This window comes from Pseudomonas sp. C9D1, assembly GCF_056491235.1.
The window spans coordinates 4201504-4223916 of record NZ_JBSZIE010000002.1 but is presented as its reverse complement, the minus strand read 5'-3'; the positions used below and the strand labels follow the sequence as shown (position 1 = coordinate 4223916).

Genomic DNA, 22413 nt, shown 5'->3' with positions numbered 1-22413 from the left:
GGCGCGCCCCGTATAATCGCGGGTTTCCCGCACGCCAAACGAGGCAGCAGTGGACAAGATCCTGATCCGTGGGGCCCGTACCCATAACCTGAAGAACGTCGATCTCACCCTGCCGCGCGACAAGCTGATCGTGATCACCGGCCTGTCCGGTTCCGGCAAATCCTCCCTGGCCTTCGACACCCTCTACGCCGAGGGCCAGCGCCGCTACGTGGAGTCGCTGTCGGCCTATGCCCGGCAGTTCCTGTCGATGATGGAAAAGCCCGATGTCGACACCATCGAAGGGCTGTCGCCGGCCATCTCCATCGAGCAGAAGTCCACGTCGCACAACCCGCGCTCCACCGTGGGCACCATCACCGAGATCTACGATTACCTGCGCCTGCTCTATGCCCGTGCGGGGACGCCGCGCTGCCCGGACCATGACGTGCCGCTGGAAGCGCAGACCGTGAGCCAGATGGTCGACCAGGTGCTGGCGATGCCCGAGGGCCGCAAGCTGATGCTGCTGGCACCGGTGATCCGCGAGCGCAAGGGCGAGCACCTGGCGGTATTCGACGAGCTGCGCGCCCAGGGCTTCGTGCGGGCCCGGGTCAACGGCCGCATCTACGAGATGGACGAGCTGCCCAAGCTGGACAAACAGAAGAAGCACTCCATCGATGTGGTGGTGGACCGCTTCAAGGTCCGCGCCGACCTGCAGCAGCGCCTGGCGGAATCCTTCGAGACGGCGATCAACCTGGCCGACGGCATCGCCCTGGTGGCGCCGATGGACGACGAGCCGGGCGATGAGATCATCTTCTCCGCACGCTTCGCCTGCCCCCATTGCGGCCACTCCATCAGCGAGCTCGAGCCCAAGCTGTTCTCCTTCAACAACCCGGCCGGCGCCTGCCCCACCTGCGACGGCTTGGGGGTGAAGCAGTTCTTCGACGCCAAGCGCCTGGTCAACGGCGAGCTGACCCTGGCCGAGGGCGCGATTCGCGGCTGGGACCGGCGCAACGTCTATTACTTCCAGATGCTCGGCTCCCTGGCCGCGCACTACGGCTTCAGCCTGGAGAAGCCCTTCGACGAACTGCCGGCCGAGGACCAGAAGGCGATCCTCTTCGGCAGCGGCCGCGAGGACGTGGACTTCCGCTACCTCAATGACCGTGGCGACATCGTCAAGCGCTCGCACCCGTTCGAGGGGATCATCCCCAACCTGGAACGTCGCTACCGCGAGACCGAATCGAACACCGTGCGCGAGGAGCTGGCCAAGTTCCTCAGCACCCAGCCCTGCCCGGACTGCCGGGGTACCCGTCTGCGCCGCGAAGCGCGCCATGTGTGGGTGGGCGAGAAAACCCTGCCGGCGGTCACCGGCCTGCCGGTGGGCGATGCCGCCGACTACTTCGGCGAGCTGAGCCTGCCCGGCCGCAAAGGCGAGATCGCCGACAAGATTCTCAAGGAGATCCGCGAGCGCTTGCAGTTCCTGGTCAACGTCGGCCTCGACTACCTGACCCTGGACCGCAGCGCCGACACCCTTTCCGGTGGCGAGGCGCAGCGTATCCGCCTGGCCAGCCAGATCGGTGCGGGCCTGGTGGGCGTGATGTACATCCTCGACGAGCCCTCCATCGGCCTGCACCAGCGGGACAACGAGCGCCTGCTGGCCACCCTCACCCACCTGCGCAACATCGGCAATACGGTGATCGTGGTCGAGCACGACGAGGATGCCATCCGCCTCGCCGACTACGTGGTGGACATCGGCCCGGGCGCCGGCGTGCACGGTGGCCGCGTGGTCGCCGAGGGCACCCCGGACGAGGTGATGTCGCACCCCGACTCGCTGACCGGCAAGTACCTCTCCGGCCGGGTGAAGATCGCCGTGCCGGCCAAGCGCACCCCGCGCGACAAAAAGAAGTCGCTGCTGCTCAAAGGTGCCCGCGGCAACAACCTGCAGAACGTCAACCTGGAGATACCGGTCGGGCTGCTGACCTGCATCACCGGCGTGTCGGGCTCGGGCAAGTCGACGCTGATCAACAACACCCTGTTCCCCATCACCGCCACCGCACTGAATGGCGCGACCACGCTGGAGGCGGCACCCCACGACAGCTTCGACGGGCTGCAGCACCTGGACAAGGTGGTGGACATCGACCAGAGCCCGATCGGCCGCACCCCGCGCTCCAACCCGGCGACCTATACCGGGCTGTTCACGCCGATCCGCGAGCTGTTCTCCGGTGTGGCGGAGTCGCGCTCCCGTGGCTATGGGCCGGGGCGCTTCTCCTTCAACGTGAAGGGCGGCCGCTGCGAGGCCTGCCAGGGCGACGGTGTGATCAAGGTGGAGATGCACTTCCTGCCGGACATCTACGTGCCCTGCGACGTGTGCAAGGGCAAGCGCTACAACCGCGAGACCCTGGAGGTGCGCTACAAGGGTAAGAGCATCACCGAGGTGCTGGACATGACCATCGAAGAAGCGCGGGAGTTCTTCGATGCCGTGCCGGCCATCGCGCGCAAGCTGCAGACGCTGATGGACGTGGGCCTGTCCTACATCCGCCTCGGGCAGTCGGCGACCACCCTGTCCGGCGGCGAGGCACAGCGGGTGAAGCTGTCCCGCGAGCTGTCCAAGCGCGACACCGGCAAGACGCTGTACATCCTCGACGAGCCGACCACGGGCCTGCACTTTGCGGATATCCAGCAGTTGCTCGATGTGCTGCACCGCCTGCGTGACCACGGCAACACCGTGGTGGTCATCGAGCACAACCTGGATGTGATCAAGACCGCCGACTGGCTGGTGGACCTGGGTCCCGAGGGCGGCTCCAAAGGTGGCCAGATCATCGCCACCGGTACGCCGGAAGACGTGGCGAAGATGAAGCAGTCCCACACCGGGCACTTCCTCAAGCCGCTGCTGGAGCGTGATCGCGCCTGAGTCCAGCGCACAATGAAAAGCCCCTGCCACCGCGAGGTGACAGGGGCTTTTTCATGCCCGGTGAAGGGTTAGCCGAGCTGGACGCCCAGCGCCTTGGCGATGCCTTCGCCGTAGGCCGGGTCGGCCTTGAAGAAGTACTGCAGCTGGCGCTGCACCACATCCTCGGTGACACCGGCCATGGCGCCGGCGATGTTGCTGATCAGCAACGCCTTTTGCTCGGCGCTCATCAGGCGGAACAGCGCGCCGGCATGGCTGTAGTAGTCGCTGTCCTCACGATGATCGTGACGGGCCGCGGCACCACTCAACTGCAGCGGCGGCTCGGCGTACTGCGGTGCCTGCTTGGGGGCATTCGCGTAGCTGTTGGGCTCGTAGTTGGGCGCAGCGCCACCATTGCTGCCGAACGCCATGGCGCCATCGCGCTGGTAGCTGTTGACCGGCGAGCGCGGCGCGTTCACCGGCAGTTGCTGGTGGTTGGTGCCCACGCGGTAGCGGTGCGCATCGGCGTAGGCGAATACGCGGCCCTGCAGCATACGGTCCGGCGACAGGCCGACGCCCGGAATCATGTTGCTCGGCCCGAAGGTGGCCTGCTCGACCTCGGCGAAGTAGTTCAGCGGATTGCGGTTGAGCTCGAGCTCACCCACCTCGATCAGCGGGAACTCCTTCTGCGACCAGGTCTTGGTCACATCGAAGGGGTTCTCGTGGTGCGCTTCGGCCTGGGCCTCGCTCATGATCTGGATGCACACGCTCCACTTGGGAAACTCACCGCGCTCGATGGCGTTGAACAGGTCGCGCTGGGCGTAATCCGGATCGGTCCCGGCCAGGCGGGCCGCTTCGGCCGGCGCCAGGTTCTTGATGCCCTGCTGGGTCTTGTAGTGCCATTTGACCCAGTGGCGCTCTCCCTGGGCGTTGACCAGGCTGTAGGTGTGGCTGCCGAAGCCGTGCATGTGACGGTAGCCATCCGGGATGCCGCGATCGGAGAACAGGATGGTGATCTGGTGCAGCGCCTCGGGCGAATGCGACCAGAAGTCCCACATCATCTGCGCGCTCTTCAGGTTGCTTTGCGGCAGGCGCTTCTGGGTGTGGATAAAGTCGGGGAATTTCAGCGGGTCGCGGATGAAGAACACCGGGGTGTTGTTTCCGACGATGTCCCAGTTGCCCTCTTCGGTATAGAACTTCAGGGCGAAGCCGCGCGGGTCGCGTTCGGTGTCTGCCGAGCCGCGTTCGCCACCCACGGTGGAGAAACGCAAGAAGGTTGGCGTCTGCTTGCCGACGGCGTCGAATAGCTTGGCGCTGGTGTAGCGGGTGATGTCACGAGTGACGGTGAAGGTGCCGTAGGCACCCGATCCCTTGGCGTGAACGCGACGCTCGGGGATGTTCTCGCGGTTGAAGTGGGCGAGCTTCTCGATCAGGTGGAAATCGTCGAGCAGCAGCGGGCCTCGGGGGCCGGCAGAACGGGAATTCTGGTTGTCGGCGACAGGGGCGCCAGAGGCGGTGGTCAGGTAGGTCTTCTTGTCCATCATCTTGCTTCCTCACGGATAGTTACTAGCCAACGAGGAACAGGATGAAGCAGCCGGCGATGCAGAGCCAATGCATTAAGGGAAAGCGATCGATAGATATTATCTTTCGACGTGTAGGCCCGAATTGATTATTTCCAACGAGGCTCCGAAGCACTTCCAGGCAGGATGCGAAGAGAAGAAAACCATAGGACTGAAACGAAAAAACCGGGCACTAGGCCCGGTTTTCTCTTGTAGCGTACGACTTACTCGGCAGCTTCTACTGCTGCGCCGCCGACCGGACGGTCGATCAGCTCAACGTAGGCCATCGGAGCGTTGTCGCCAGCGCGGAAACCGCACTTCAGGATGCGCAGGTAGCCGCCCTGACGGTTGGCGTAGCGCTTGCCCAGATCGTTGAACAGTTTGCCAACGATGGCTTTCGAACGAGTGCGGTCGAAGGCCAGACGACGGTTGGCAACGCTGTCTTCCTTGGCCAGGGTGATCAGCGGCTCGGCAACGCGGCGCAGTTCCTTGGCTTTCGGCAGGGTGGTTTTGATCAGTTCGTGCTCGAACAGCGAAACCGCCATGTTCTGGAACATGGCCTTGCGGTGTGCGCTGGTGCGGCTGAGGTGACGGCCACTTTTACGATGACGCATGGTTCAATTCCTTACCAAACTCACGTTCGGTGATTACGACGATCAGGCAGTCGCCTTGTCGTCCTTCTTAAGACTTGCCGGCGGCCAGTTGTCGAGGCGCATACCGAGGGACAGACCACGGGAGGCCAGGACGTCCTTGATCTCGGTCAGGGACTTCTTGCCCAGGTTCGGAGTCTTCAACAGTTCTACTTCGGTGCGCTGAATCAGATCACCGATGTAGTAAATGTTCTCCGCCTTGAGGCAGTTGGCCGAACGTACGGTCAGCTCAAGATCATCAACCGGGCGCAGCAGGATCGGATCGATCTCGTCTTCCTGCTCGACTACTACGGGCTCGCTATCACCTTTGAGGTCGACGAACGCTGCCAGCTGCTGTTGCAGGATGGTAGCGGCACGACGGATGGCCTCTTCAGGATCCAGGGTACCGTTGGTTTCCAGATCAATGACCAGCTTGTCCAGGTTGGTACGCTGCTCGACACGGGCGTTTTCCACCACGTAAGCAACACGACGGACCGGGCTGAACGAAGAGTCGAGCTGCAAGCGACCAATGCTGCGGCTCTCGTCTTCATCGCTCTGGCGCGCGTCAGCCGGCTCATAGCCGCGACCACGAGCCACTTTGAGCTTCATGTTCAGTGCGCCGTTTTCCGCCAGGTTAGCGATCACGTGGTCGCCATTGACGATCTCGACATCATGATCCAGCTGAATATCGGCAGCAGTGACCACGCCCGAACCCTTCTTGACCAGGTTCAGCGTTACTTCGTCACGACCGTGCAGCTTGACAGCCAGACCTTTCAGGTTGAGCAGGATTTCGATGACATCTTCCTGAACACCTTCGATGGCACTGTACTCATGGAGTACGCCGTCGATTTCGGCCTCGACTACTGCACAGCCAGGCATGGAGGACAACAGGATGCGACGCAGCGCGTTGCCCAGGGTATGGCCGAAACCGCGCTCGAGAGGCTCGAGCGTGATCTTGGCGCGGGTCGGACTGACCACCTGCACATCAATGTGGCGGGGGGTCAGGAACTCATTTACCGAACTCTGCATGGATGCACCTATTTTCTAGCCCTTACTTGGAGTAGAGCTCGACAATCAGGTTTTCGTTGATGTCGGCGGACAGATCAGCACGTGCCGGAACGCTTTTGAACACGCCGGACTTCTTCTCGCTGTCGACTTCAACCCACTCAACGCGACCGCGTTGGGCGCACAGTTCAAGGGCTTGAACGATACGCAGCTGATTCTTCGACTTCTCGCGAATTGCTACCACGTCACCGGCTTTGACTTGGAAAGACGGTACGTTGACGGTCTGACCATTCACGCTGATGGCTTTGTGCGATACCAACTGACGGGATTCGGAGCGGGTAGCACCAAAGCCCATGCGGTATACGACGTTGTCCAGACGGCACTCGAGAAGTTGCAGCAGGTTCTCACCGGTAGCGCCCTTACGGCTGGCAGCTTCCTTGTAGTAACCGCTGAACTGACGCTCCAGAACACCGTAGATACGACGTACTTTCTGCTTCTCGCGCAGCTGAGTACCGTAGTCGGACAGGCGACCACGGCGAGCGCCGTGCTGGCCAGGAGCCGATTCGATGTTGCACTTGGATTCGAGCGCGCGGGCACCACTCTTCAGGAAGAGGTCAGTACCTTCACGACGGGACAGTTTGCATTTGGGACCAATGTAACGAGCCATTTCTCACTGTCTCCTATTACACGCGACGCTTCTTCGGCGGACGGCACCCGTTATGCGGGATCGGCGTCACGTCGGTGATGCTGGCAATCTTGTAGCCGCAGGCGTTCAGAGCACGCACGGCGGATTCGCGACCCGGACCCGGACCCTTGACGTTGACGTCGAGGTTCTTGAGGCCGTATTCGAGGGCAGCTTGACCAGCACGCTCAGCAGCTACCTGGGCAGCGAACGGAGTGCTTTTACGGGAGCCGCGGAAACCAGAACCACCGGAGGTGGCCCAGGACAGGGCGTTACCTTGACGGTCAGTGATGGTCACGATGGTGTTGTTGAAAGACGCGTGGATGTGGGCGATCCCATCAACCACTGTCTTTTTGACTTTCTTACGGGGACGAGCAGCAGGCTTAGCCATGACTTAGTTCCTGTCGATTCGCGGGCGCAATTACTTGCGGATCGGCTTACGCGGGCCCTTACGGGTACGCGCGTTGGTCTTGGTACGTTGGCCATGAACAGGCAGGCCACGACGGTGACGCAGGCCGCGGTAGCAACCCAGGTCCATCAGACGCTTGATGTTCATGTTGATTTCGCGACGCAGGTCACCTTCAGTGGTGAGCTTCGCGACTTCGCCACGCAGCTGTTCGATCTGCTCGTCGGAGAGATCCTTGATCTTTACCGCCGGATTTACGCCGGTGGTTGCACAGATGCTCTGTGCAGTGGTGCGACCAACACCGTAGATGTAGGTCAGCGAGATAACAGTGTGCTTGTTATCTGGAATGTTGACGCCTGCAATACGGGCCATTCAGTGAAACTCCAGTTGACAGCTACCTACGCCCCGGAAGCCAAGAAATAGGGCGCGCGATATTAACGCTGTAGAAACGAATAATCAACCCGGCAGCGCACTAGCTGCCGGGCTCATAACGCGTGAATCACACTCAGCCTTGGCGCTGTTTGTGACGCGGTTCCGCGCTGCAGATCACGCGAACAACACCTTCGCGGCGAACGATCTTGCAGTTACGGCACAGCTTTTTCACCGATGCACGAACTTTCATCAGTAACTCCTAGAACCTTACGGAACCGGGTCAGCGGAGCATTCCGCCGCCGTAGCCCTTCAGGTTGGCTTTCTTCATCAGGGATTCGTACTGGTGCGAAACGAGGTGGGATTGTACTTGGGCCATAAAGTCCATAACAACCACGACAACGATCAGCAACGAGGTCCCGCCAAGGTAGAACGGAACGTTGGCTGCAACCACAAGGAACTGGGGAAGCAGGCAAACAGCCGTCATGTACAGAGCACCGAACATGGTCAAGCGGGTCAGTACGCCATCGATATAGCGTGCAGACTGCTCACCCGGACGGATACCCGGAATAAAGGCACCGGACTTCTTCAGGTTCTCCGCCACGTCTTTCGGGTTGAACATCAGCGCTGTGTAGAAGAAGCAGAAGAAAACGATCCCTGCACTAAACAGCAGAATGTTCAACGGCTGACCGGGGGCGATCGCCTGCGACAGGTCCTGGAGCCAGCCCATTTTTTCGGACTGACCGAACCAGGCTCCCAGCGAAGCCGGGAACAGCAGGATGCTGCTGGCGAAAATGGCCGGGATTACGCCCGCCATGTTCACCTTCAGCGGCAGGTGGCTGGTCTGCGCAGCGAAGACCTTGCGGCCCTGCTGACGCTTGGCGTAGTGCACCGCAATGCGACGCTGACCACGCTCAATGAACACCACGAAACCGATGATCGCTACCGCCAGCAAACCGATGGCGACGAGGGCGAAAATGTTGATATCGCCCTGACGTGCAGACTCGAAAGACTGCCCTATCGCTCTCGGAAGACCGGCCACGATGCCTGCAAAAATCAGCATCGAGATACCGTTGCCGACACCGCGCTCGGTGATCTGCTCGCCAAGCCACATCATGAACATCGCACCAGCCACGAAGGTGGTGACAGCCACGAAGTAGAAGCCGAAATCAGTCGAGAAAGCGACGCCCTGACTGGCGAGGCCGACGGACATGCCGACTGCCTGCACCAGTGCCAGGACTACAGTGCCGTAGCGGGTGTACTGGCTGATCTTGCGACGGCCAGCTTCACCTTCCTTCTTCAACTGCTCCAGCTGCGGGCTGATAGCGGTCATGAGCTGCATGATGATCGACGCCGAGATGTACGGCATGATCCCCAGTGCAAAAATGCTCATGCGCTCCAGCGCGCCGCCGGAAAACATGTTGAACAGGCTAAGAATGGTCCCCTCGTTCTGCCGGAACAGCTCGGCCAGCCGGTCAGGGTTTATCCCGGGCACTGGAATGTGCGCGCCAATCCGGTAGACGATGATCGCCAGGAACAGGAAACGCAGTCGAGCCCAGAGCTCGGATAACCCGCCATTGCTGAGCGCGGAGAGAGCACCTTGCTTAGCCATTTAGTCCTCGAACTTACCGCCAGCTGCTTCGATAGCCGCGCGCGCACCTTTGGTGGCGGCGATACCTTTCAGGGTGACTGCGCGAGTAACGTCGCCCGACAGCATGATTTTCACACGCTGTACGTTCTGGTTAATCACGTTGGCATCCTTCAGCGACTGCAGGGATACGACATCGCCTTCAACCTTGGCCAGTTCGGAAGTGCGCACTTCTGCGCGATCCATGGCTTTCAGGGAAACGAAGCCGAACTTCGGCAGACGGCGATGCAGCGGCTGTTGACCGCCTTCGAAGCCCGGAGCGATGGTGCCACCGGAGCGGGAGGTCTGACCTTTGTGACCACGGCCACCAGTCTTGCCCAAACCGCTGCCGATACCACGGCCCGGACGGTGCTTCTCGCGACGGGCACCCGGCGCGGAACGCAGATCGTTCAGTTTCATGGATTAACCCTCGACGCGCAGAAGGTAGTAAGCCTTGTTGATCATGCCGCGATTTTCAGGGGTGTCCTGAACTTCGACGGTGTGACCAATGCGACGCAGGCCGAGACCCTTGACGCAAGCTTTGTGGTTAGCCAGACGGCCGCTAACGCTCTTGATCAGCGTTACTTTGACAGTTGCCATGATTAGAGAATCTCCTCGACGCTCTTACCACGCTTGGCTGCAACGGACTCCGGGGACTGCATGTTCTTCAGCCCCTTGAAGGTGGCGTAAACCACGTTCACCGGATTGGTCGAGCCGTAGCATTTGGCCAGAACGTTCTGCACACCAGCCACTTCCAGGACAGCGCGCATGGCGCCGCCGGCGATGATACCGGTACCTTCGGAAGCCGGCTGCATGTACACCTTGGAGGCGCCATGAGCGGACTTGACGGGGTACTGCAGGGTGGTGCCGTTCAGGTCTACCTGGATCATGTTGCGGCGAGCTGCTTCCATCGCTTTCTGGATAGCGGCCGGCACTTCGCGGGACTTACCGCGACCGAAGCCAACACGACCTTTACCATCACCTACCACGGTCAGCGCGGTGAAGGTGAAGATACGGCCGCCTTTAACGGTCTTGGCAACGCGGTTAACCTGAACCAACTTCTCGATGTAGCCTTCGTCGCGCTTTTGCTCGTTATTTGCCATAACTTAGAACTCCAGCCCGCCTTCACGAGCAGCATCAGCCAGCGCCTTGACGCGGCCGTGGTACTTGAAGCCAGAACGATCGAACGCCACCTGAGTGACACCAGCTGCTTTCGCACGCTCGGCAACCAGCTGACCAACCTTCTTGGCCGCGTCGACGTTGCCGGTGGCGCCGTCACGCAGTTCTTTGTCCAGGGTCGAGGCGGTGGCCAGGACCTTGGCGCCGTCGGCCGAAATGACCTGGGCGTAGATGTGCTGGGAAGAGCGATACACGCAGAGGCGTACGGTTTCCAGCTCGCGCATTTTCAGGCGTGCCTTGCGAGCGCGACGCAGACGAGTTTCTTTCTTTACGCTCATTTGCTATGCCCTACTTCTTCTTAGCTTCTTTACGACGGACGACTTCGTCGGCGTAACGCACACCTTTGCCTTTGTAAGGCTCCGGCGGACGGAAGTCGCGAATCTCGGCCGCCACCTGACCAACCAGCTGTTTGTCGATACCTTTGATCAGGATATCGGTCTGGCTGGGGGTTTCGGCGGTAACGCCTTGCGGCAGTTCGTAATCCACCGGGTGCGAGAAGCCTAAAGCCAGGGACAGCACTTGACCTTTGGCTTGCGCCTTGTAACCAACGCCCACCAGCTGCAGCTTGCGCTCGAAGCCTTGGCTGACGCCGACTACCATGTTGTTGACCAGCGCACGGGTGGTACCGGCCATGGCCCTGTTCTGTTGGTCGCCGTTGCGAGCAGCGAAACGCAGCTCACCAGCTTCCTGCAGAACTTCCACGGACGGATGCACGTTCAGTTCGAGAGCGCCCTTGGCACCCTTCACCGAAAGCTGCTGACCGGCGATCTTGATTTCGACGCCAGCGGGCAGCTTGACGGGGTTCTTAGCAACGCGAGACATGCTTATCCCCCCTTAGAACACAGTGCAAAGCACTTCGCCACCAACGCCAGCAGCGCGAGCAGCACGATCAGTCATCACACCTTTGTTGGTGGAAACGATCGATACGCCCAGGCCGCCACGAACTTTCGGCAGCTGATCGACGGATTTGTACTGGCGCAGGCCAGGACGACTTACGCGCTTGAGTTCCTCGATGACCGGACGGCCTTCGAAGTACTTCAGCTCGATAGACAGCAGAGGCTTGATGTCACTGCTGATCTGGTATCCCGTGATGTAGCCTTCGTTCTTGAGAACGCTGGCCACTGCCACCTTCAGTTTGGAGGACGGCATGCTTACGACAGACTTTTCAGCCATCTGGGCATTACGGATACGAGTTAGCATGTCCGCTAACGGGTCCTGCATACTCATGGGCTAGTTGCTCCTAAATACAAAAGAAATAGCCTTGCGACTAGAATCGCGACAAAGCGCAGGCAAACAAGGCCTGACTCCGGCGAGCCGAATATTCTAGAGATTGATCAAAAACGAATCAAGCCCCAAAAGGGGCTTGATTGATACCACTCGGCGGAGGCCGGGACTTGCATCCCGACATCCAGAGCGACATTACCAGCTGGCTTTGACCAGGCCGGGAACGTCACCACGCATGGCAGCTTCACGCAGCTTGTTACGGCCGAGGCCGAACTTGCGGTAAACGCCGTGCGGACGACCGGTGATGCGGCAGCGGTTACGCAGGCGCGAGGCGCTTGCATCACGGGGCTGCTTCTGCAGAGCTACCTGGGCTTCCCAACGAGCTTCCGGAGTGGAGTTCGGGTTGGCAATGGTAGCTTTCAGCTCAGCGCGCTTCTTAGCGAACTTCGCAACCGTTTGCTGACGCTTCAGCTCACGGTTCTTCATGCTCTGTTTGGCCATGTTCCTACTCCAATCAGTTGCGGAACGGGAAGTTGAAGGCGCGCAGCAGGGCACGACCTTCATCATCGTTACGGGCAGTGGTGGTCAGGGTAATGTCCAGACCGCGCAGTGCATCGATTTTGTCGTAATCGATTTCCGGGAAGATGATCTGCTCTTTCACGCCCATGCTGTAGTTGCCACGACCGTCGAAGGACTTGGCATTCAGGCCGCGGAAGTCACGCACGCGCGGCAGGGAGATGGCCAGCAGACGATCCAGGAACTCGTACATACGATCGCGACGCAGGGTTACCTTGACACCGATCGGCCAACCTTCACGGACCTTGAAGCCCGCAACGGATTTCTTGGCGTAGGTCACAACGACCTTCTGACCGGTGATCTTCTCAAGATCAGCTACAGCGTGTTCGATGACTTTCTTGTCGCCGATCGCTTCGCCCAGACCCATGTTCAGGGTGATCTTGGTAATGCGCGGAACTTCCATCACGTTGGAAAGCTGAAGCTCTTCTTTCAGCTTGGGCGCGATTTCTTTCCGATAAATCTCTTTTAGTCGTGCCATGGTCTTCTACCTAGCAGTGCTCAAGCATCAACCGCTTTTTGGGTCGACTTGAAGACACGAATTTTCTTACCGTCTTCTACTTTGAAACCAACGCGATCAGCCTTGTTGGTTTCAGCATTGAAGATGGCGACGTTGGAGACGTGCAGAGGCGCCTCCTTCTCGACGATACCGCCCTGTACACCGGACATGGGGTTCGGCTTGGTGTGGCGCTTCACCAGGTTGATCCCACCAACGACCAGACGGTCGTCAGTGAGAACCTTGAGCACCTTGCCACGCTTGCCCTTGTCTTTGCCGGCGATGACGATGATCTCGTCGTCACGACGAATCTTTTGCATGACGGCTTCTCCTTACAGCACTTCGGGGGCGAGCGAGACGATCTTCATGAACTTCTCGGAACGAAGTTCACGGGTCACGGGCCCGAAGATACGGGTACCGATGGGCTCTTGCTTGTTGTTCAGCAGAACAGCAGCGTTGCCATCGAAGCGAATGATCGAGCCGTCAGGACGGCGTACGCCGTGCTTGGTACGGACCACAACAGCGGTCATTACCTGGCCTTTCTTCACTTTGCCGCGCGGAATCGCTTCCTTGACGGTGACCTTGATGATGTCGCCGATACCGGCATAACGACGGTGCGAACCACCCAGGACCTTGATGCACATAACGCGACGAGCACCGCTGTTGTCAGCGACGTCGAGCATGGATTGAGTCTGAATCATATCTTTCTCCGACCCTTAGTCCTTAGACTTCCACGGCACGTTCTACGACTTCCACCAGTGCCCAGGACTTGGTCTTGGCCAGCGGACGGGTCTCGCGGATGGTGACCTTGTCGCCGATACGGCACTGGTTGGTTTCGTCGTGAGCATGCAGCTTGGTCGAGCGCTTCACGTATTTACCGTAGATCGGGTGCTTTACGCGGCGCTCGATCAGGACGGTGATGGTTTTGTCCATCTTGTCGCTGACGACACGACCGGTCAGCGTACGGACAGTTTTCTGAGCTTCAGCCATGATTACTTACCTGCCTGCTGGTTCAGCACAGTCTTGACGCGAGCGATGTCGCGCTTCACTTGCGAGAGCAGGTGAGACTGCCCCAACTGGCCAGTTGCTTTCTGCATACGCAGGTTGAACTGGTCGCGCAGCAGGCCGAGCAGTTGCTCGTTCAGCTGCTGTACGGATTTTTCACGAAGTTCATTCGCTTTCATCACATCACCGTCCGCTTAACAAAGGAGGTGGCGAGCGGCAGCTTTGCAGCAGCCAGGGCGAATGCCTCACGCGCCAGCTCTTCGGAAACACCCTCGATCTCGTACAGGACTTTGCCCGGCTGAATCTGGGCTACCCAGTACTCGACGGCGCCCTTCCCTTTACCCATACGAACCTCGAGAGGCTTTTTGGAGATGGGCTTGTCGGGGAACACACGGATCCAGATCTTGCCGCCACGTTTAACGTGACGGGTGAGCGCACGACGTGCGGACTCGATCTGACGAGCAGTGAGACGACCACGAGCGACAGCTTTCAGGGCGAATTCGCCGAAGCTGACCTTGCTACCGCGCTGAGCCAGGCCACGGTTGTGACCAGTCATCTGCTTGCGGAATTTTGTACGCTTAGGTTGCAGCATTTTGCGTACTCCTTACTTAGCAGCTTTTTTACGAGGAGCGGGCGCTTGGGGCTTGAGCTCTTCCTGGCGGCCACCGATGACCTCGCCTTTGAAGATCCAAACCTTCACACCGATCACACCGTAGGTGGTGTGCGCTTCGTAGGTTGCATAGTCGATGTCGGCACGCAGGGTGTGCAGGGGCACACGACCTTCGCGGTACCATTCGGTACGAGCGATTTCAGCACCGCCAAGACGACCGCTTACCTGGATCTTGATGCCCTTGGCACCAATGCGCATGGCGTTCTGTACAGCGCGCTTCATGGCGCGACGGAACATAACGCGACGCTCCAGCTGCTGAGCTACGCTCTGCGCAACCAGCATACCGTCGAGCTCCGGCTTGCGGATCTCTTCGATGTTGATGTGCACGGGCACACCCATTTGCTTGGTCAGGTCCTGACGCAGCTTCTCAACATCTTCACCCTTCTTGCCGATCACGATGCCGGGACGAGCGGTGTGGATGGTGATGCGTGCGGTTTGAGCCGGGCGATGAATATCGATACGGCTTACGGACGCGCTTTTTAGTTTGTCTTGGAGGTACTCACGAACCTTCAGGTCGGCAAACAGATAGTCGGCATAAGTGCGCTTATCTGCGTACCAAACGGAGGTGTGCTCCTTGACGATTCCCAGGCGAATGCCAGTGGGATGTACTTTCTGACCCATCTGATCGACTCCGTTACTTGTCCGCAACCTTGACAGTGATATGGCAAGACCGCTTGACGATGCGATCAGCGCGGCCTTTGGCACGCGGCATGATGCGCTTCAGCGAACGCCCTTCGTTGACGAAAACGGTGGAGACCTTGAGATCGTCCACGTCTGCGCCTTCGTTGTGCTCGGCGTTGGCCACGGCCGATTCGAGCACTTTCTTCATGATCTCAGCGGCTTTTTTGCTGCTGAAGGTCAACAGGTTGAGCGCTTCGCCCACCTTCTTCCCGCGGATCTGGTCGGCGACCAAGCGGGCTTTCTGGGCGGAGATTCGAGCGCCCGACAGCTTAGCGGCTACTTCCATCGTTCCTTACCCCTTAACGCTTGGCTTTCTTGTCAGCTGCATGCCCGCGATAGGTGCGGGTAGCGGCGAACTCGCCCAGTTTGTGACCGACCATGTCTTCGTTCACGAGAACGGGTACATGTTGACGGCCATTGTGTACAGCGATGGTCAGACCAACCATCTGCGGCAGAACGATGGAACGGCGCGACCAGGTTTTCACCGGCTTGCGATCGTTCTTTTCTACCGCTACTTCGATCTTCTTCAGTAGGTGAAGATCGATAAAAGGACCTTTTTTCAGAGAACGCGGCACTGTCGTATCCTCGATTATTTACGGCGACGGACAATCATATTGTCGGTGCGTTTGTTCGCACGGGTCTTCGCGCCCTTGGTCGGGAAGCCCCACGGAGACACCGGATGACGACCACCAGAGGTACGACCTTCACCACCACCATGCGGGTGGTCGACCGGGTTCATGGCAACACCACGAACGGTCGGGCGAACGCCACGCCAGCGCTTGGCACCAGCTTTACCCAGCGAACGCAGGCTGTGCTCGGAGTTCGAGACTTCGCCCAGGGTCGCACGGCACTCAGCCAGTACTTTGCGCATTTCGCCGGAGCGAAGACGCAGGGTTACATAGGCACCTTCACGAGCGACCAGCTGAGCCGAAGCGCCAGCGGAACGAGCGATCTGAGCACCTTTACCCGGCTTCAGCTCAACACCGTGAACGGTGCTACCAACCGGGATGTTACGCAGCTGCAGGCTGTTGCCCGGCTTGATCGGCGCGTGAGCACCAGAGATCAGCTGGTCGCCAGCGCTCACGCCTTTCGGCGCGATGATGTAGCGACGTTCGCCGTCGGCATACTTCAGCAGAGCGATGTGAGCAGTACGGTTCGGATCGTATTCGATGCGCTCAACGGTGGCAGGAATGCCATCCTTGTTGCGACGGAAGTCGACCAGACGATAGTGCTGCTTGTGACCACCGCCGATGTGGCGAGTGGTGATGCGGCCGTTGTTGTTACGACCACCGGACTTCGACTTTTTCTCAACCAGCGGTGCGTAGGGGGCGCCCTTGTGCAGCTCTTGGTTGACAACCTTGACCACGAAACGGCGGCCTGCGGAAGTCGGTTTGCATTTAACGATTGCCATGATGCACCCCTTTACTCAGCGCTGCTGGCGAAATCGAGATCTTGGCCCGGCTGGAGGGCGATGTACGCCTTTTTCCAGTCGTTGCGCTTGCCCAGGCCGCGAGCGGTACGCTTGGTCTTGCCCTGTACGTTGACAGTGCGGACAGCTTCTACCTTCACGCTGAACAGGCTTTCTACGGCCTTCTTGATTTCCAGCTTGGTTGCATCAGTGGCAACCTTGAAAACGAATTGGCTTTTGCCATCCGCCAGGACGGTAGCCTTCTCGGAGATGTGCGGACCAACCAGCACTTTGAATACGCGTTCCTGGTTCATCCCAGCAGCTCCTCGAATTTCTTCACGGCGGACACGGTGATCAACACCTTGTCGTAGGCGATCAGGCTTACCGGGTCGGAACCTTGCACGTCACGAACATCAACATGCGGCAGGTTGCGAGCAGCCAGGTACAGGTTCTGATCGACATCATCGGAAACGATGAGGACGTCAGTCAGACCCAGGCCATTCAGCTTGCCCAGCAGATCCTTGGTTTTCGGCGCTTCAACTGCGAAGTCGGCAACCACGATCAGACGGTCCTGACGAACCAGCTCGGAGAGGATGGAGCGCAGAGCTGCGCGATACATCTTCTTGTTGAGCTTCTGGGAGTGGTCCTGCGGCTTGGCAGCAAAAGTGGTACCACCGGAACGCCAGATGGGGCTGCGGATGGTGCCAGCACGGGCACGACCGGTGCCCTTCTGACGCCAGGGCTTCTTGCCGCCACCGGACACTTCGGAACGGGTCTTCTGAGCACGAGTGCCCTGACGACCACCAGCCATGTAGGCGACGACAGCCTGGTGAACCAGGGTCTCGTTGAACTCGCCGCCAAAAGTGCGCTCATCAACTTCGATAGCTTGAGCGCCATTTACATTCAATTGCATCTCAGCTTCCCCTCTTAACCGCGAGCCTTGGCAGCCGGACGCACAACGACATCACCGCCGGTAGCGCCGGGAACGGCACCTTTAACCAGCAGCAGATTACGTTCTGCATCGACACGCACAACTTCCAGGGACTGCACGGTCACGCGCTCAGCGCCCAGATGACCGGACATTTTCTTGCCCTTGAAGACACGACCAGGAGTCTGGCACTGGCCAATGGAGCCCGGGGCGCGGTGGGAAACGGAGTTACCGTGGGTATTGTCTTGACCACGGAAATTCCAGCGCTTGATGGTACCGGCGTAGCCTTTACCTTTCGACTGACCGGTAACGTCGACCAGCTGACCAGCCTGGAAAACTTCGGCAGTGATCTGATCGCCAGCCTGGTATTCGCCGTCTTCGAGACGGAATTCCCAGACACTGCGGCCAGCGGCAACGTTTGCCTTGGCGAAATGACCAGCCTGAGCGGCGGTCACGCGCGAAGCACGACGCTCACCGACAGTGACTTGCACTGCACGATAGCCATCGCTTTCTTCAGTTTTGAACTGGGTGACGCGATTCGGCTCGATCTCAATGACCGTAACCGGAATGGAGACACCTTCTTCGGTGAAAATGCGGGTCATGCCGCACTTACGACCGACTACACCAATAGTCATGTTGTAAACCTCATGAGTGTACGGGGCTTTCACCCGCTATGGCCGCCCATTTCAGAGCGTTACACGACTAAGAACCCGAAGGTTATTAGCCGAGGCTGATCTGCACTTCCACGCCTGCCGCAAGGTCGAGCTTCATCAGCGCATCGACGGTTTTATCCGTCGGCTGGACGATGTCCAGAACACGCTTGTGGGTACGAATTTCGTACTGATCGCGCGCGTCTTTGTTGACGTGCGGAGAAATCAGAACGGTGTACCGCTCTTTGCGAGTAGGCAGAGGAATCGGACCACGCACCTGAGCACCAGTACGTTTCGCGGTTTCCACGATTTCCTGGGTGGATTGATCGATCAGGCGATGGTCAAAAGCCTTCAACCGAATACGGATTTGTTGGTTTTGCATTTTGACCTCAGACTCTATCTCTGCTTCCCCAACGGACGGACTACGCCCGTTAAAAGGAGGCGTGATTGTACGGATGCTCCGGAAAGGTGTCAACTTTTGACCAACCAAAAGAAAAGGGGCCCCGAAGGGCCCCTTTCCTCAACAGGATCTTCGATTACTCGAAGATCTTGGCAACCACGCCGGCACCAACGGTACGGCCGCCTTCGCGAATCGCGAAACGCAGACCGTCTTCCATGGCGATCGGAGCGATCAGGGTGACAACCATCTTGATGTTGTCGCCCGGCATTACCATTTCCACGCCTTCCGGCAGCTCGCAGTTACCGGTAACGTCGGTGGTGCGGAAGTAGAACTGCGGACGGTAGCCCTTGAAGAACGGGGTGTGACGACCACCTTCTTCTTTGGACAGTACGTACACTTCGCACTCGAACTTGGTGTGCGGCTTGATGGTGCCCGGCTTGGCCAGAACCTGACCACGCTCTACGTCGTCACGCTTGGTGCCGCGCAGCAGGATACCAACGTTCTCACCAGCACGACCTTCGTCGAGCAGCTTGCGGAACATTTCAACGCCGGTGCAGATGGTTTTGGAGGTATCACGGATACCAACAATTTCCACTTCTTCCTGGACCTTGACGATGCCGCGCTCAACACGACCGGTAACCACGGTACCGCGGCCCGAGATGGAGAACACGTCTTCGATCGGCATCAGGAACGGCTGGTCAATGGCACGAACCGGCTCCGGAATGTAGGTATCCAGAGTCTCTACCAGCTTGCGAACAGCGGAAACGCCGATTTCGTTGTCGTCTTTGCCTTCCAGCGCCATCAGCGCGGAACCGATAACGATCGGAGTGTCGTCGCCCGGGAAGTCGTAGGTGTTCAGCAGATCGCGAACTTCCATTTCGACCAGTTCCAGCAGCTCGGCGTCGTCAACCATGTCGGCCTTGTTCAGGAACACGACGATGTAAGGAACGCCTACCTGACGGGACAGCAGGATGTGCTCGCGGGTCTGCGGCATGGGGCCGTCAGCAGCGGAGCAAACCAGGATCGCGCCGTCCATCTGAGCAGCACCGGTGATCATGTTCTTCACATAGTCAGCGTGACCAGGGCAGTCAACGTGAGCGTAGTGACGGATCGCCGAGTCGTACTCAACGTGGGAGGTGTTGATGGTGATACCGCGAGCCTTCTCTTCCGGCGCGTTGTCGATCTGGTCGAACGCACGAGCAGAACCACCCCAGGTCTCGGAGCAGACTTTGGTCAGAGCAGCGGTCAGAGTGGTTTTGCCATGGTCAACGTGACCAATGGTGCCAACGTTGACGTGCGGTTTGTTACGTTCAAATTTTTCTTTAGCCACGACAGTAAACCTCTTACTTAAAGGGCTGAATCAACCTTGTTTTTTAACCAGGGCTTCGACGACATTCGACGGAGCTTCGGCGTATTTGGAGAATTCCATGGAGTAGCTCGCGCGACCCTGGGACATGGAACGTACGTCGGTCGCATAACCGAACATCTCGCCCAGCGGAACCTCGGCACGAATTACCTTACCGGAAACGCTGTCTTCCATCCCCTGAATCAGACCACGACGACGGTTCAGGTCACCCATCACGTCACCCATGTAGTCTTCAGGAGTTACCACCTCTACCCGCATGATCGGCTCAAGCACTTTACCGCCGCCCTTCTGGGCCAGCTGCTTGGTCGCCATGGAGGCAGCGATCTTGAACGCCATCTCGTTGGAGTCGACGTCGTGGTACGAACCATCGAACACGGAGGCCTTCAGGCCGATGAGCGGATAGCCGGCAACGACGCCGTTCTTCATCTGCTCTTCGATGCCCTTCTGGATCGCCGGGATGTATTCCTTCGGAACCACACCGCCAACGACTTCGTTGGTGAACACCAGACCTTCGGTGATGTTGCCTTTCTCGTCCACATCGGCAGCCGAGAAACGGATCCAGCAATGACCGAACTGACCGCGACCACCGGACTGACGAACGAACTTGCCTTCGATCTCGACGTTGTCCTTGGTGATGGTTTCACGGTAGGAAACCTGCGGCTTGCCGATGTTGGCCTCGACGCCGAACTCGCGCTTCATGCGATCGACGAGGATGTCCAGGTGCAGCTCACCCATACCGGAGATGATGGTCTGGCCGGTTTCTTCGTCGGTCTTGACGCGGAACGACGGGTCTTCCTGGGCCAGTTTGCCGAGGGCGATACCCATCTTCTCCTGGTCAGCCTTGGTCTTCGGCTCAACAGCCACCGAAATAACAGGCTCCGGGAAGTCCATACGCTCGAGGATGATCGGCTTCTCGATGTCGCACAGGGTGTCACCGGTGGTGACGTCCTTCATGCCGATCAGAGCGGCGATGTCGCCAGCGCGCACTTCTTTGATCTCGTCACGCTGGTTGGCGTGCATCTGCACCATACGACCAACGCGCTCTTTCTTGCCTTTCACGGAGTTGACGACCGACTGGCCGGACTCCAGAACGCCCGAATAAACGCGAACGAAGGTCAGGGTACCAACGAACGGGTCGGTAGCGATCTTGAACGCCAGCGCCGAGAACGGAGCAGCGTCATCAGCATGACGCTCGTCGTACTGCTCTGCGGTGACATCTTCCTTCGGAGTGTCGGCCAGATCAGGATGGATACCCTTGATCGCCGGAATCTCGGTCGGAGCAGGCAGGAAGTCGATGACGGCATCGAGAACCAGGGGCACGCCCTTGTTCTTGAAGGAGGAGCCGCAGACAGCAGGAACGATTTCGCAGGCGATAGTACGCTGACGCAGGCCGGCCTTGATCTCTTCGATCGACAGCTCACCCTCTTCCAGGTACTTGTTCATCAGCTCTTCGTTGGCCTCGGCAGCAGCCTCGACCATGTTGTTGCGCCACTCGTTGGCCAGCTCAACCAGATCCGCAGGAATCTCTTCCTCGCGGTAGGAGGTGCCCTTGTCGTCTTCGTTCCAGTAGATGGCCTTCATCTTCAGCAGGTCGACCTGCCCTTGGAAGTCATCTTCTGCACCGATGGCCAGCTGAACCGGAACCGGGGTGTGACCCAGACGGTTCTTGATCTGACCGACGACGCGCAGGAAGTTGGCGCCGGCGCGGTCCATCTTGTTCACGTAGACGATACGCGGAACACCGTACTTGTTGGCCTGACGCCATACGGTTTCGGACTGAGGTTCAACACCGGAAGTGCCGCAGAACACCACGACGGCACCGTCCAGTACGCGCAGGGAGCGCTCAACTTCAATGGTGAAGTCTACGTGGCCGGGGGTGTCGATGACGTTTACGCGGTACTTGTCGTACTGACCGCGCGAACCTTCCCAGAAGGTAGTAATCGCAGCGGAAGTGATGGTGATACCACGCTCCTGCTCCTGCACCATCCAGTCGGTGGTAGCAGCGCCGTCGTGTACTTCACCCATCTTGTGGCTGAGACCGGTGTAGAACAGGATCCGCTCGGTCGTGGTGGTCTTGCCCGCGTCAACGTGGGCACAGATACCAATGTTCCGGTAGCGGTTGATTGCTGTATTACGAGCCATAAAGCCCTCGCAGAAGAATAGATGCCGTTATTAGAAGCGGTAGTGCGAGAACGCTTTGTTGGCCTCAGCCATACGGTGTACGTCTTCACGCTTCTTGACAGCAGCGCCTTTGCCTTCAAAGGCATCCAGCAGCTCGCCAGCGAGACGCAGGGCCATGGACTTCTCGCCACGCTTGCGGGCGGAGTCAACGAGCCAGCGCATGGCCAGCGCATTGCGACGGGACGGGCGAACTTCGACCGGAACCTGGTAAGTAGCACCGCCTACACGGCGGGACTTCACTTCGACCAGCGGAGCGATGGCGTCGAGAGCTTTCTCGAAGATCTCCAGGGGATCGGTGTTCTTGCGGGTTTTGACGGTATCCAGAGCACCGTAAACGATGCGCTCGGCTACGGCCTTCTTGCCGCTTTCCATCACGTGGTTCATGAACTTGGCGAGGATCTGGCTTCCGTATTTCGGATCGTCCAGGATCTCACGCTTGGCTGCTACACGACGTCTTGGCATTGATAAGCCCTCAAACGGTCTTCAGGTTAGCCCGGAACCATAACCATTCGGTT

At 59.0% G+C, this 22413-nt stretch carries 33 protein-coding genes; 1 reads left to right on the top strand and 32 read right to left on the bottom strand.

The window, feature by feature from the left end:
* The first annotated feature begins 49 nt into the window (after window positions 1-49).
* The gene (gene uvrA, locus ACXI0U_RS27375) at window positions 50-2884 is read left to right on the top strand and encodes an excinuclease ABC subunit UvrA (RefSeq protein WP_263401591.1); all 2835 of its coding nucleotides are present in this window, start codon (window positions 50-52) and stop codon (window positions 2882-2884) included.
* A gap of 68 nt (window positions 2885-2952) precedes the next feature.
* Here uvrA and ACXI0U_RS27370 read toward each other — a convergent pair whose 3' ends face one another.
* The 32 genes from ACXI0U_RS27370 to rpsG all read right to left on the bottom strand — a co-directional run bounded on the left by ACXI0U_RS27370 (window position 2953) and on the right by rpsG (window position 22360).
* Window positions 2953-4401 (bottom strand): catalase, encoded by a 1449-nt coding sequence (locus ACXI0U_RS27370; protein ID WP_479551065.1) that lies wholly within the window; start codon window positions 4399-4401, stop codon window positions 2953-2955.
* A gap of 242 nt (window positions 4402-4643) precedes the next feature.
* Window positions 4644-5033 (bottom strand): 50S ribosomal protein L17, encoded by a 390-nt coding sequence (rplQ, locus tag ACXI0U_RS27365; RefSeq protein WP_021219611.1) that lies wholly within the window; start codon window positions 5031-5033, stop codon window positions 4644-4646.
* A gap of 42 nt (window positions 5034-5075) precedes the next feature.
* Window positions 5076-6077, bottom strand: a complete 1002-nt coding sequence (locus ACXI0U_RS27360) for a DNA-directed RNA polymerase subunit alpha (protein WP_021219610.1) — start codon at window positions 6075-6077, stop codon at window positions 5076-5078.
* A gap of 22 nt (window positions 6078-6099) precedes the next feature.
* The gene (gene rpsD / locus ACXI0U_RS27355; protein WP_184492124.1) at window positions 6100-6720 is read right to left on the bottom strand and encodes a 30S ribosomal protein S4; all 621 of its coding nucleotides are present in this window, start codon (window positions 6718-6720) and stop codon (window positions 6100-6102) included.
* 16 nt (window positions 6721-6736) lie between these two features.
* A complete protein-coding gene (rpsK, locus tag ACXI0U_RS27350) occupies window positions 6737-7126 on the bottom strand; it encodes a 30S ribosomal protein S11 (protein WP_003093689.1) in 390 nt (129 codons plus the stop codon).
* 30 nt (window positions 7127-7156) lie between these two features.
* A complete protein-coding gene (gene rpsM / locus ACXI0U_RS27345) occupies window positions 7157-7513 on the bottom strand; it encodes a 30S ribosomal protein S13 (protein WP_021219608.1) in 357 nt (118 codons plus the stop codon).
* Window positions 7514-7646: 133 nt separating this feature from the next.
* The gene (gene rpmJ / locus ACXI0U_RS27340; protein WP_014854209.1) at window positions 7647-7763 is read right to left on the bottom strand and encodes a 50S ribosomal protein L36; all 117 of its coding nucleotides are present in this window, start codon (window positions 7761-7763) and stop codon (window positions 7647-7649) included.
* A gap of 30 nt (window positions 7764-7793) precedes the next feature.
* Window positions 7794-9122 carry a preprotein translocase subunit SecY gene (gene secY / locus ACXI0U_RS27335; RefSeq protein ID WP_021219607.1) on the bottom strand — a complete coding sequence of 443 codons (1329 nt, stop codon included), beginning with the start codon at window positions 9120-9122 and terminating at the stop codon, window positions 7794-7796.
* Window positions 9123-9557 carry a 50S ribosomal protein L15 gene (gene rplO / locus ACXI0U_RS27330; protein WP_021219606.1) on the bottom strand — a complete coding sequence of 145 codons (435 nt, stop codon included), beginning with the start codon at window positions 9555-9557 and terminating at the stop codon, window positions 9123-9125.
* Window positions 9558-9560: 3 nt separating this feature from the next.
* Complete coding sequence (rpmD, locus tag ACXI0U_RS27325) at window positions 9561-9737, bottom strand: 50S ribosomal protein L30 (RefSeq protein WP_021219605.1); 177 nt, start codon at window positions 9735-9737, stop codon at window positions 9561-9563.
* A 2-nt stretch (window positions 9738-9739) separates the two neighbouring features.
* On the bottom strand, window positions 9740-10240 hold the full coding sequence (rpsE, locus tag ACXI0U_RS27320; RefSeq protein ID WP_021219604.1) for a 30S ribosomal protein S5: 501 nt from the start codon (window positions 10238-10240) through the stop codon (window positions 9740-9742).
* Between the two features lie 3 nt (window positions 10241-10243).
* Complete coding sequence (rplR, locus tag ACXI0U_RS27315; protein WP_021219603.1) at window positions 10244-10594, bottom strand: 50S ribosomal protein L18; 351 nt, start codon at window positions 10592-10594, stop codon at window positions 10244-10246.
* A 10-nt stretch (window positions 10595-10604) separates the two neighbouring features.
* Window positions 10605-11138: a 50S ribosomal protein L6 gene (gene rplF, locus ACXI0U_RS27310; RefSeq protein ID WP_021219602.1), complete on the bottom strand. Its 534-nt coding sequence runs from the start codon at window positions 11136-11138 to the stop codon at window positions 10605-10607.
* A gap of 12 nt (window positions 11139-11150) precedes the next feature.
* On the bottom strand, window positions 11151-11543 hold the full coding sequence (gene rpsH / locus ACXI0U_RS27305) for a 30S ribosomal protein S8 (protein ID WP_021219601.1): 393 nt from the start codon (window positions 11541-11543) through the stop codon (window positions 11151-11153).
* A 192-nt stretch (window positions 11544-11735) separates the two neighbouring features.
* Complete coding sequence (gene rpsN / locus ACXI0U_RS27300) at window positions 11736-12041, bottom strand: 30S ribosomal protein S14 (protein ID WP_021219600.1); 306 nt, start codon at window positions 12039-12041, stop codon at window positions 11736-11738.
* 13 nt (window positions 12042-12054) lie between these two features.
* Window positions 12055-12594 (bottom strand): 50S ribosomal protein L5, encoded by a 540-nt coding sequence (gene rplE / locus ACXI0U_RS27295; protein ID WP_021219599.1) that lies wholly within the window; start codon window positions 12592-12594, stop codon window positions 12055-12057.
* Window positions 12595-12614: 20 nt separating this feature from the next.
* Window positions 12615-12929 (bottom strand): 50S ribosomal protein L24, encoded by a 315-nt coding sequence (gene rplX, locus ACXI0U_RS27290; protein WP_021219598.1) that lies wholly within the window; start codon window positions 12927-12929, stop codon window positions 12615-12617.
* Window positions 12930-12941: 12 nt separating this feature from the next.
* The gene (rplN, locus tag ACXI0U_RS27285) at window positions 12942-13310 is read right to left on the bottom strand and encodes a 50S ribosomal protein L14 (RefSeq protein ID WP_003448734.1); all 369 of its coding nucleotides are present in this window, start codon (window positions 13308-13310) and stop codon (window positions 12942-12944) included.
* A gap of 22 nt (window positions 13311-13332) precedes the next feature.
* Complete coding sequence (gene rpsQ, locus ACXI0U_RS27280) at window positions 13333-13599, bottom strand: 30S ribosomal protein S17 (RefSeq protein ID WP_021219597.1); 267 nt, start codon at window positions 13597-13599, stop codon at window positions 13333-13335.
* 2 nt (window positions 13600-13601) lie between these two features.
* Entirely contained in the window at window positions 13602-13793 is a 192-nt protein-coding gene (gene rpmC, locus ACXI0U_RS27275) for a 50S ribosomal protein L29 (RefSeq protein ID WP_016490538.1), read from the bottom strand.
* Window positions 13793-14206: a 50S ribosomal protein L16 gene (rplP, locus tag ACXI0U_RS27270; RefSeq protein WP_021219596.1), complete on the bottom strand. Its 414-nt coding sequence runs from the start codon at window positions 14204-14206 to the stop codon at window positions 13793-13795. The genes rpmC and rplP overlap by 1 nt, the downstream gene beginning before the upstream one ends.
* Before the next feature lie 12 nt (window positions 14207-14218).
* Window positions 14219-14905, bottom strand: a complete 687-nt coding sequence (gene rpsC, locus ACXI0U_RS27265; RefSeq protein ID WP_016490536.1) for a 30S ribosomal protein S3 — start codon at window positions 14903-14905, stop codon at window positions 14219-14221.
* Window positions 14906-14918: 13 nt separating this feature from the next.
* Window positions 14919-15251, bottom strand: a complete 333-nt coding sequence (gene rplV / locus ACXI0U_RS27260) for a 50S ribosomal protein L22 (RefSeq protein ID WP_007161246.1) — start codon at window positions 15249-15251, stop codon at window positions 14919-14921.
* A gap of 13 nt (window positions 15252-15264) precedes the next feature.
* Entirely contained in the window at window positions 15265-15540 is a 276-nt protein-coding gene (gene rpsS, locus ACXI0U_RS27255; RefSeq protein ID WP_016490535.1) for a 30S ribosomal protein S19, read from the bottom strand.
* A gap of 14 nt (window positions 15541-15554) precedes the next feature.
* Window positions 15555-16376, bottom strand: coding sequence for a 50S ribosomal protein L2 (gene rplB / locus ACXI0U_RS27250; RefSeq protein ID WP_031287737.1), 822 nt, complete (start codon window positions 16374-16376; stop codon window positions 15555-15557).
* Between the two features lie 11 nt (window positions 16377-16387).
* Window positions 16388-16687, bottom strand: a complete 300-nt coding sequence (gene rplW, locus ACXI0U_RS27245; RefSeq protein WP_021219593.1) for a 50S ribosomal protein L23 — start codon at window positions 16685-16687, stop codon at window positions 16388-16390.
* Window positions 16684-17286 carry a 50S ribosomal protein L4 gene (rplD, locus tag ACXI0U_RS27240; RefSeq protein WP_021219592.1) on the bottom strand — a complete coding sequence of 201 codons (603 nt, stop codon included), beginning with the start codon at window positions 17284-17286 and terminating at the stop codon, window positions 16684-16686. Before rplD ends, rplW begins: the two co-directional genes overlap by 4 nt.
* 14 nt (window positions 17287-17300) lie before the next feature.
* Entirely contained in the window at window positions 17301-17936 is a 636-nt protein-coding gene (rplC, locus tag ACXI0U_RS27235) for a 50S ribosomal protein L3 (protein WP_021219591.1), read from the bottom strand.
* 85 nt (window positions 17937-18021) lie between these two features.
* A complete protein-coding gene (gene rpsJ / locus ACXI0U_RS27230) occupies window positions 18022-18333 on the bottom strand; it encodes a 30S ribosomal protein S10 (protein WP_003243886.1) in 312 nt (103 codons plus the stop codon).
* Window positions 18334-18487: 154 nt separating this feature from the next.
* Window positions 18488-19681, bottom strand: a complete 1194-nt coding sequence (tuf, locus tag ACXI0U_RS27225; protein WP_184492125.1) for an elongation factor Tu — start codon at window positions 19679-19681, stop codon at window positions 18488-18490.
* Between the two features lie 30 nt (window positions 19682-19711).
* Window positions 19712-21859 carry an elongation factor G gene (gene fusA, locus ACXI0U_RS27220; protein ID WP_271659838.1) on the bottom strand — a complete coding sequence of 716 codons (2148 nt, stop codon included), beginning with the start codon at window positions 21857-21859 and terminating at the stop codon, window positions 19712-19714.
* Between the two features lie 30 nt (window positions 21860-21889).
* Window positions 21890-22360 carry a 30S ribosomal protein S7 gene (gene rpsG, locus ACXI0U_RS27215; protein WP_021217015.1) on the bottom strand — a complete coding sequence of 157 codons (471 nt, stop codon included), beginning with the start codon at window positions 22358-22360 and terminating at the stop codon, window positions 21890-21892.
* Between the last annotated feature and the right edge of the window lie 53 nt (window positions 22361-22413).

Coding starts and splice junctions, on each gene's coding strand:
- rpmJ (WP_014854209.1), bottom strand. CDS start 7,763: ATGAAAGTTCGTGCATCGGTGAAAAAGCTGTGCCGTAACTGCAAGATC.
- rpsK (WP_003093689.1), bottom strand. CDS start 7,126: ATGGCTAAGCCTGCTGCTCGTCCCCGTAAGAAAGTCAAAAAGACAGTG.
- rplF (WP_021219602.1), bottom strand. CDS start 11,138: ATGTCTCGCGTTGCTAAGAACCCCGTCAAGCTGCCCGCTGGCGTCGAA.
- rplB (WP_031287737.1), bottom strand. CDS start 16,376: ATGGCAATCGTTAAATGCAAACCGACTTCCGCAGGCCGCCGTTTCGTG.
- rplX (WP_021219598.1), bottom strand. CDS start 12,929: ATGCAAAAGATTCGTCGTGACGACGAGATCATCGTCATCGCCGGCAAA.
- rplD (WP_021219592.1), bottom strand. CDS start 17,286: ATGCAATTGAATGTAAATGGCGCTCAAGCTATCGAAGTTGATGAGCGC.
- rplR (WP_021219603.1), bottom strand. CDS start 10,594: ATGAGCGTAAAGAAAGAAACTCGTCTGCGTCGCGCTCGCAAGGCACGC.
- rplP (WP_021219596.1), bottom strand. CDS start 14,206: ATGCTGCAACCTAAGCGTACAAAATTCCGCAAGCAGATGACTGGTCAC.
- rpsQ (WP_021219597.1), bottom strand. CDS start 13,599: ATGGCTGAAGCTCAGAAAACTGTCCGTACGCTGACCGGTCGTGTCGTC.
- secY (WP_021219607.1), bottom strand. CDS start 9,122: ATGGCTAAGCAAGGTGCTCTCTCCGCGCTCAGCAATGGCGGGTTATCC.
- rpsH (WP_021219601.1), bottom strand. CDS start 11,543: ATGAGTATGCAGGACCCGTTAGCGGACATGCTAACTCGTATCCGTAAT.
- rpsE (WP_021219604.1), bottom strand. CDS start 10,240: ATGGCAAATAACGAGCAAAAGCGCGACGAAGGCTACATCGAGAAGTTG.
- rplV (WP_007161246.1), bottom strand. CDS start 15,251: ATGGAAGTAGCCGCTAAGCTGTCGGGCGCTCGAATCTCCGCCCAGAAA.
- rpsN (WP_021219600.1), bottom strand. CDS start 12,041: ATGGCCAAACAGAGCATGAAGAACCGTGAGCTGAAGCGTCAGCAAACG.
- rpmD (WP_021219605.1), bottom strand. CDS start 9,737: ATGGCAACTGTCAAAGTAACGCTGATCAAGAGCGTTAGCGGCCGTCTG.
- ACXI0U_RS27360 (WP_021219610.1), bottom strand. CDS start 6,077: ATGCAGAGTTCGGTAAATGAGTTCCTGACCCCCCGCCACATTGATGTG.
- rpsJ (WP_003243886.1), bottom strand. CDS start 18,333: ATGCAAAACCAACAAATCCGTATTCGGTTGAAGGCTTTTGACCATCGC.
- rplN (WP_003448734.1), bottom strand. CDS start 13,310: ATGATTCAGACTCAATCCATGCTCGACGTCGCTGACAACAGCGGTGCT.
- rpsM (WP_021219608.1), bottom strand. CDS start 7,513: ATGGCCCGTATTGCAGGCGTCAACATTCCAGATAACAAGCACACTGTT.
- fusA (WP_271659838.1), bottom strand. CDS start 21,859: ATGGCTCGTAATACAGCAATCAACCGCTACCGGAACATTGGTATCTGT.
- ACXI0U_RS27370 (WP_479551065.1), bottom strand. CDS start 4,401: ATGGACAAGAAGACCTACCTGACCACCGCCTCTGGCGCCCCTGTCGCC.
- rpsD (WP_184492124.1), bottom strand. CDS start 6,720: ATGGCTCGTTACATTGGTCCCAAATGCAAACTGTCCCGTCGTGAAGGT.
- rplE (WP_021219599.1), bottom strand. CDS start 12,594: ATGGCACGACTAAAAGAGATTTATCGGAAAGAAATCGCGCCCAAGCTG.
- rplO (WP_021219606.1), bottom strand. CDS start 9,557: ATGAAACTGAACGATCTGCGTTCCGCGCCGGGTGCCCGTCGCGAGAAG.
- rpmC (WP_016490538.1), bottom strand. CDS start 13,793: ATGAAAGCGAATGAACTTCGTGAAAAATCCGTACAGCAGCTGAACGAG.
- rplC (WP_021219591.1), bottom strand. CDS start 17,936: ATGACTATTGGTGTAGTCGGTCGTAAGTGCGGCATGACCCGCATTTTC.
- rplQ (WP_021219611.1), bottom strand. CDS start 5,033: ATGCGTCATCGTAAAAGTGGCCGTCACCTCAGCCGCACCAGCGCACAC.
- rplW (WP_021219593.1), bottom strand. CDS start 16,687: ATGAACCAGGAACGCGTATTCAAAGTGCTGGTTGGTCCGCACATCTCC.
- rpsG (WP_021217015.1), bottom strand. CDS start 22,360: ATGCCAAGACGTCGTGTAGCAGCCAAGCGTGAGATCCTGGACGATCCG.
- rpsC (WP_016490536.1), bottom strand. CDS start 14,905: ATGGGTCAGAAAGTACATCCCACTGGCATTCGCCTGGGAATCGTCAAG.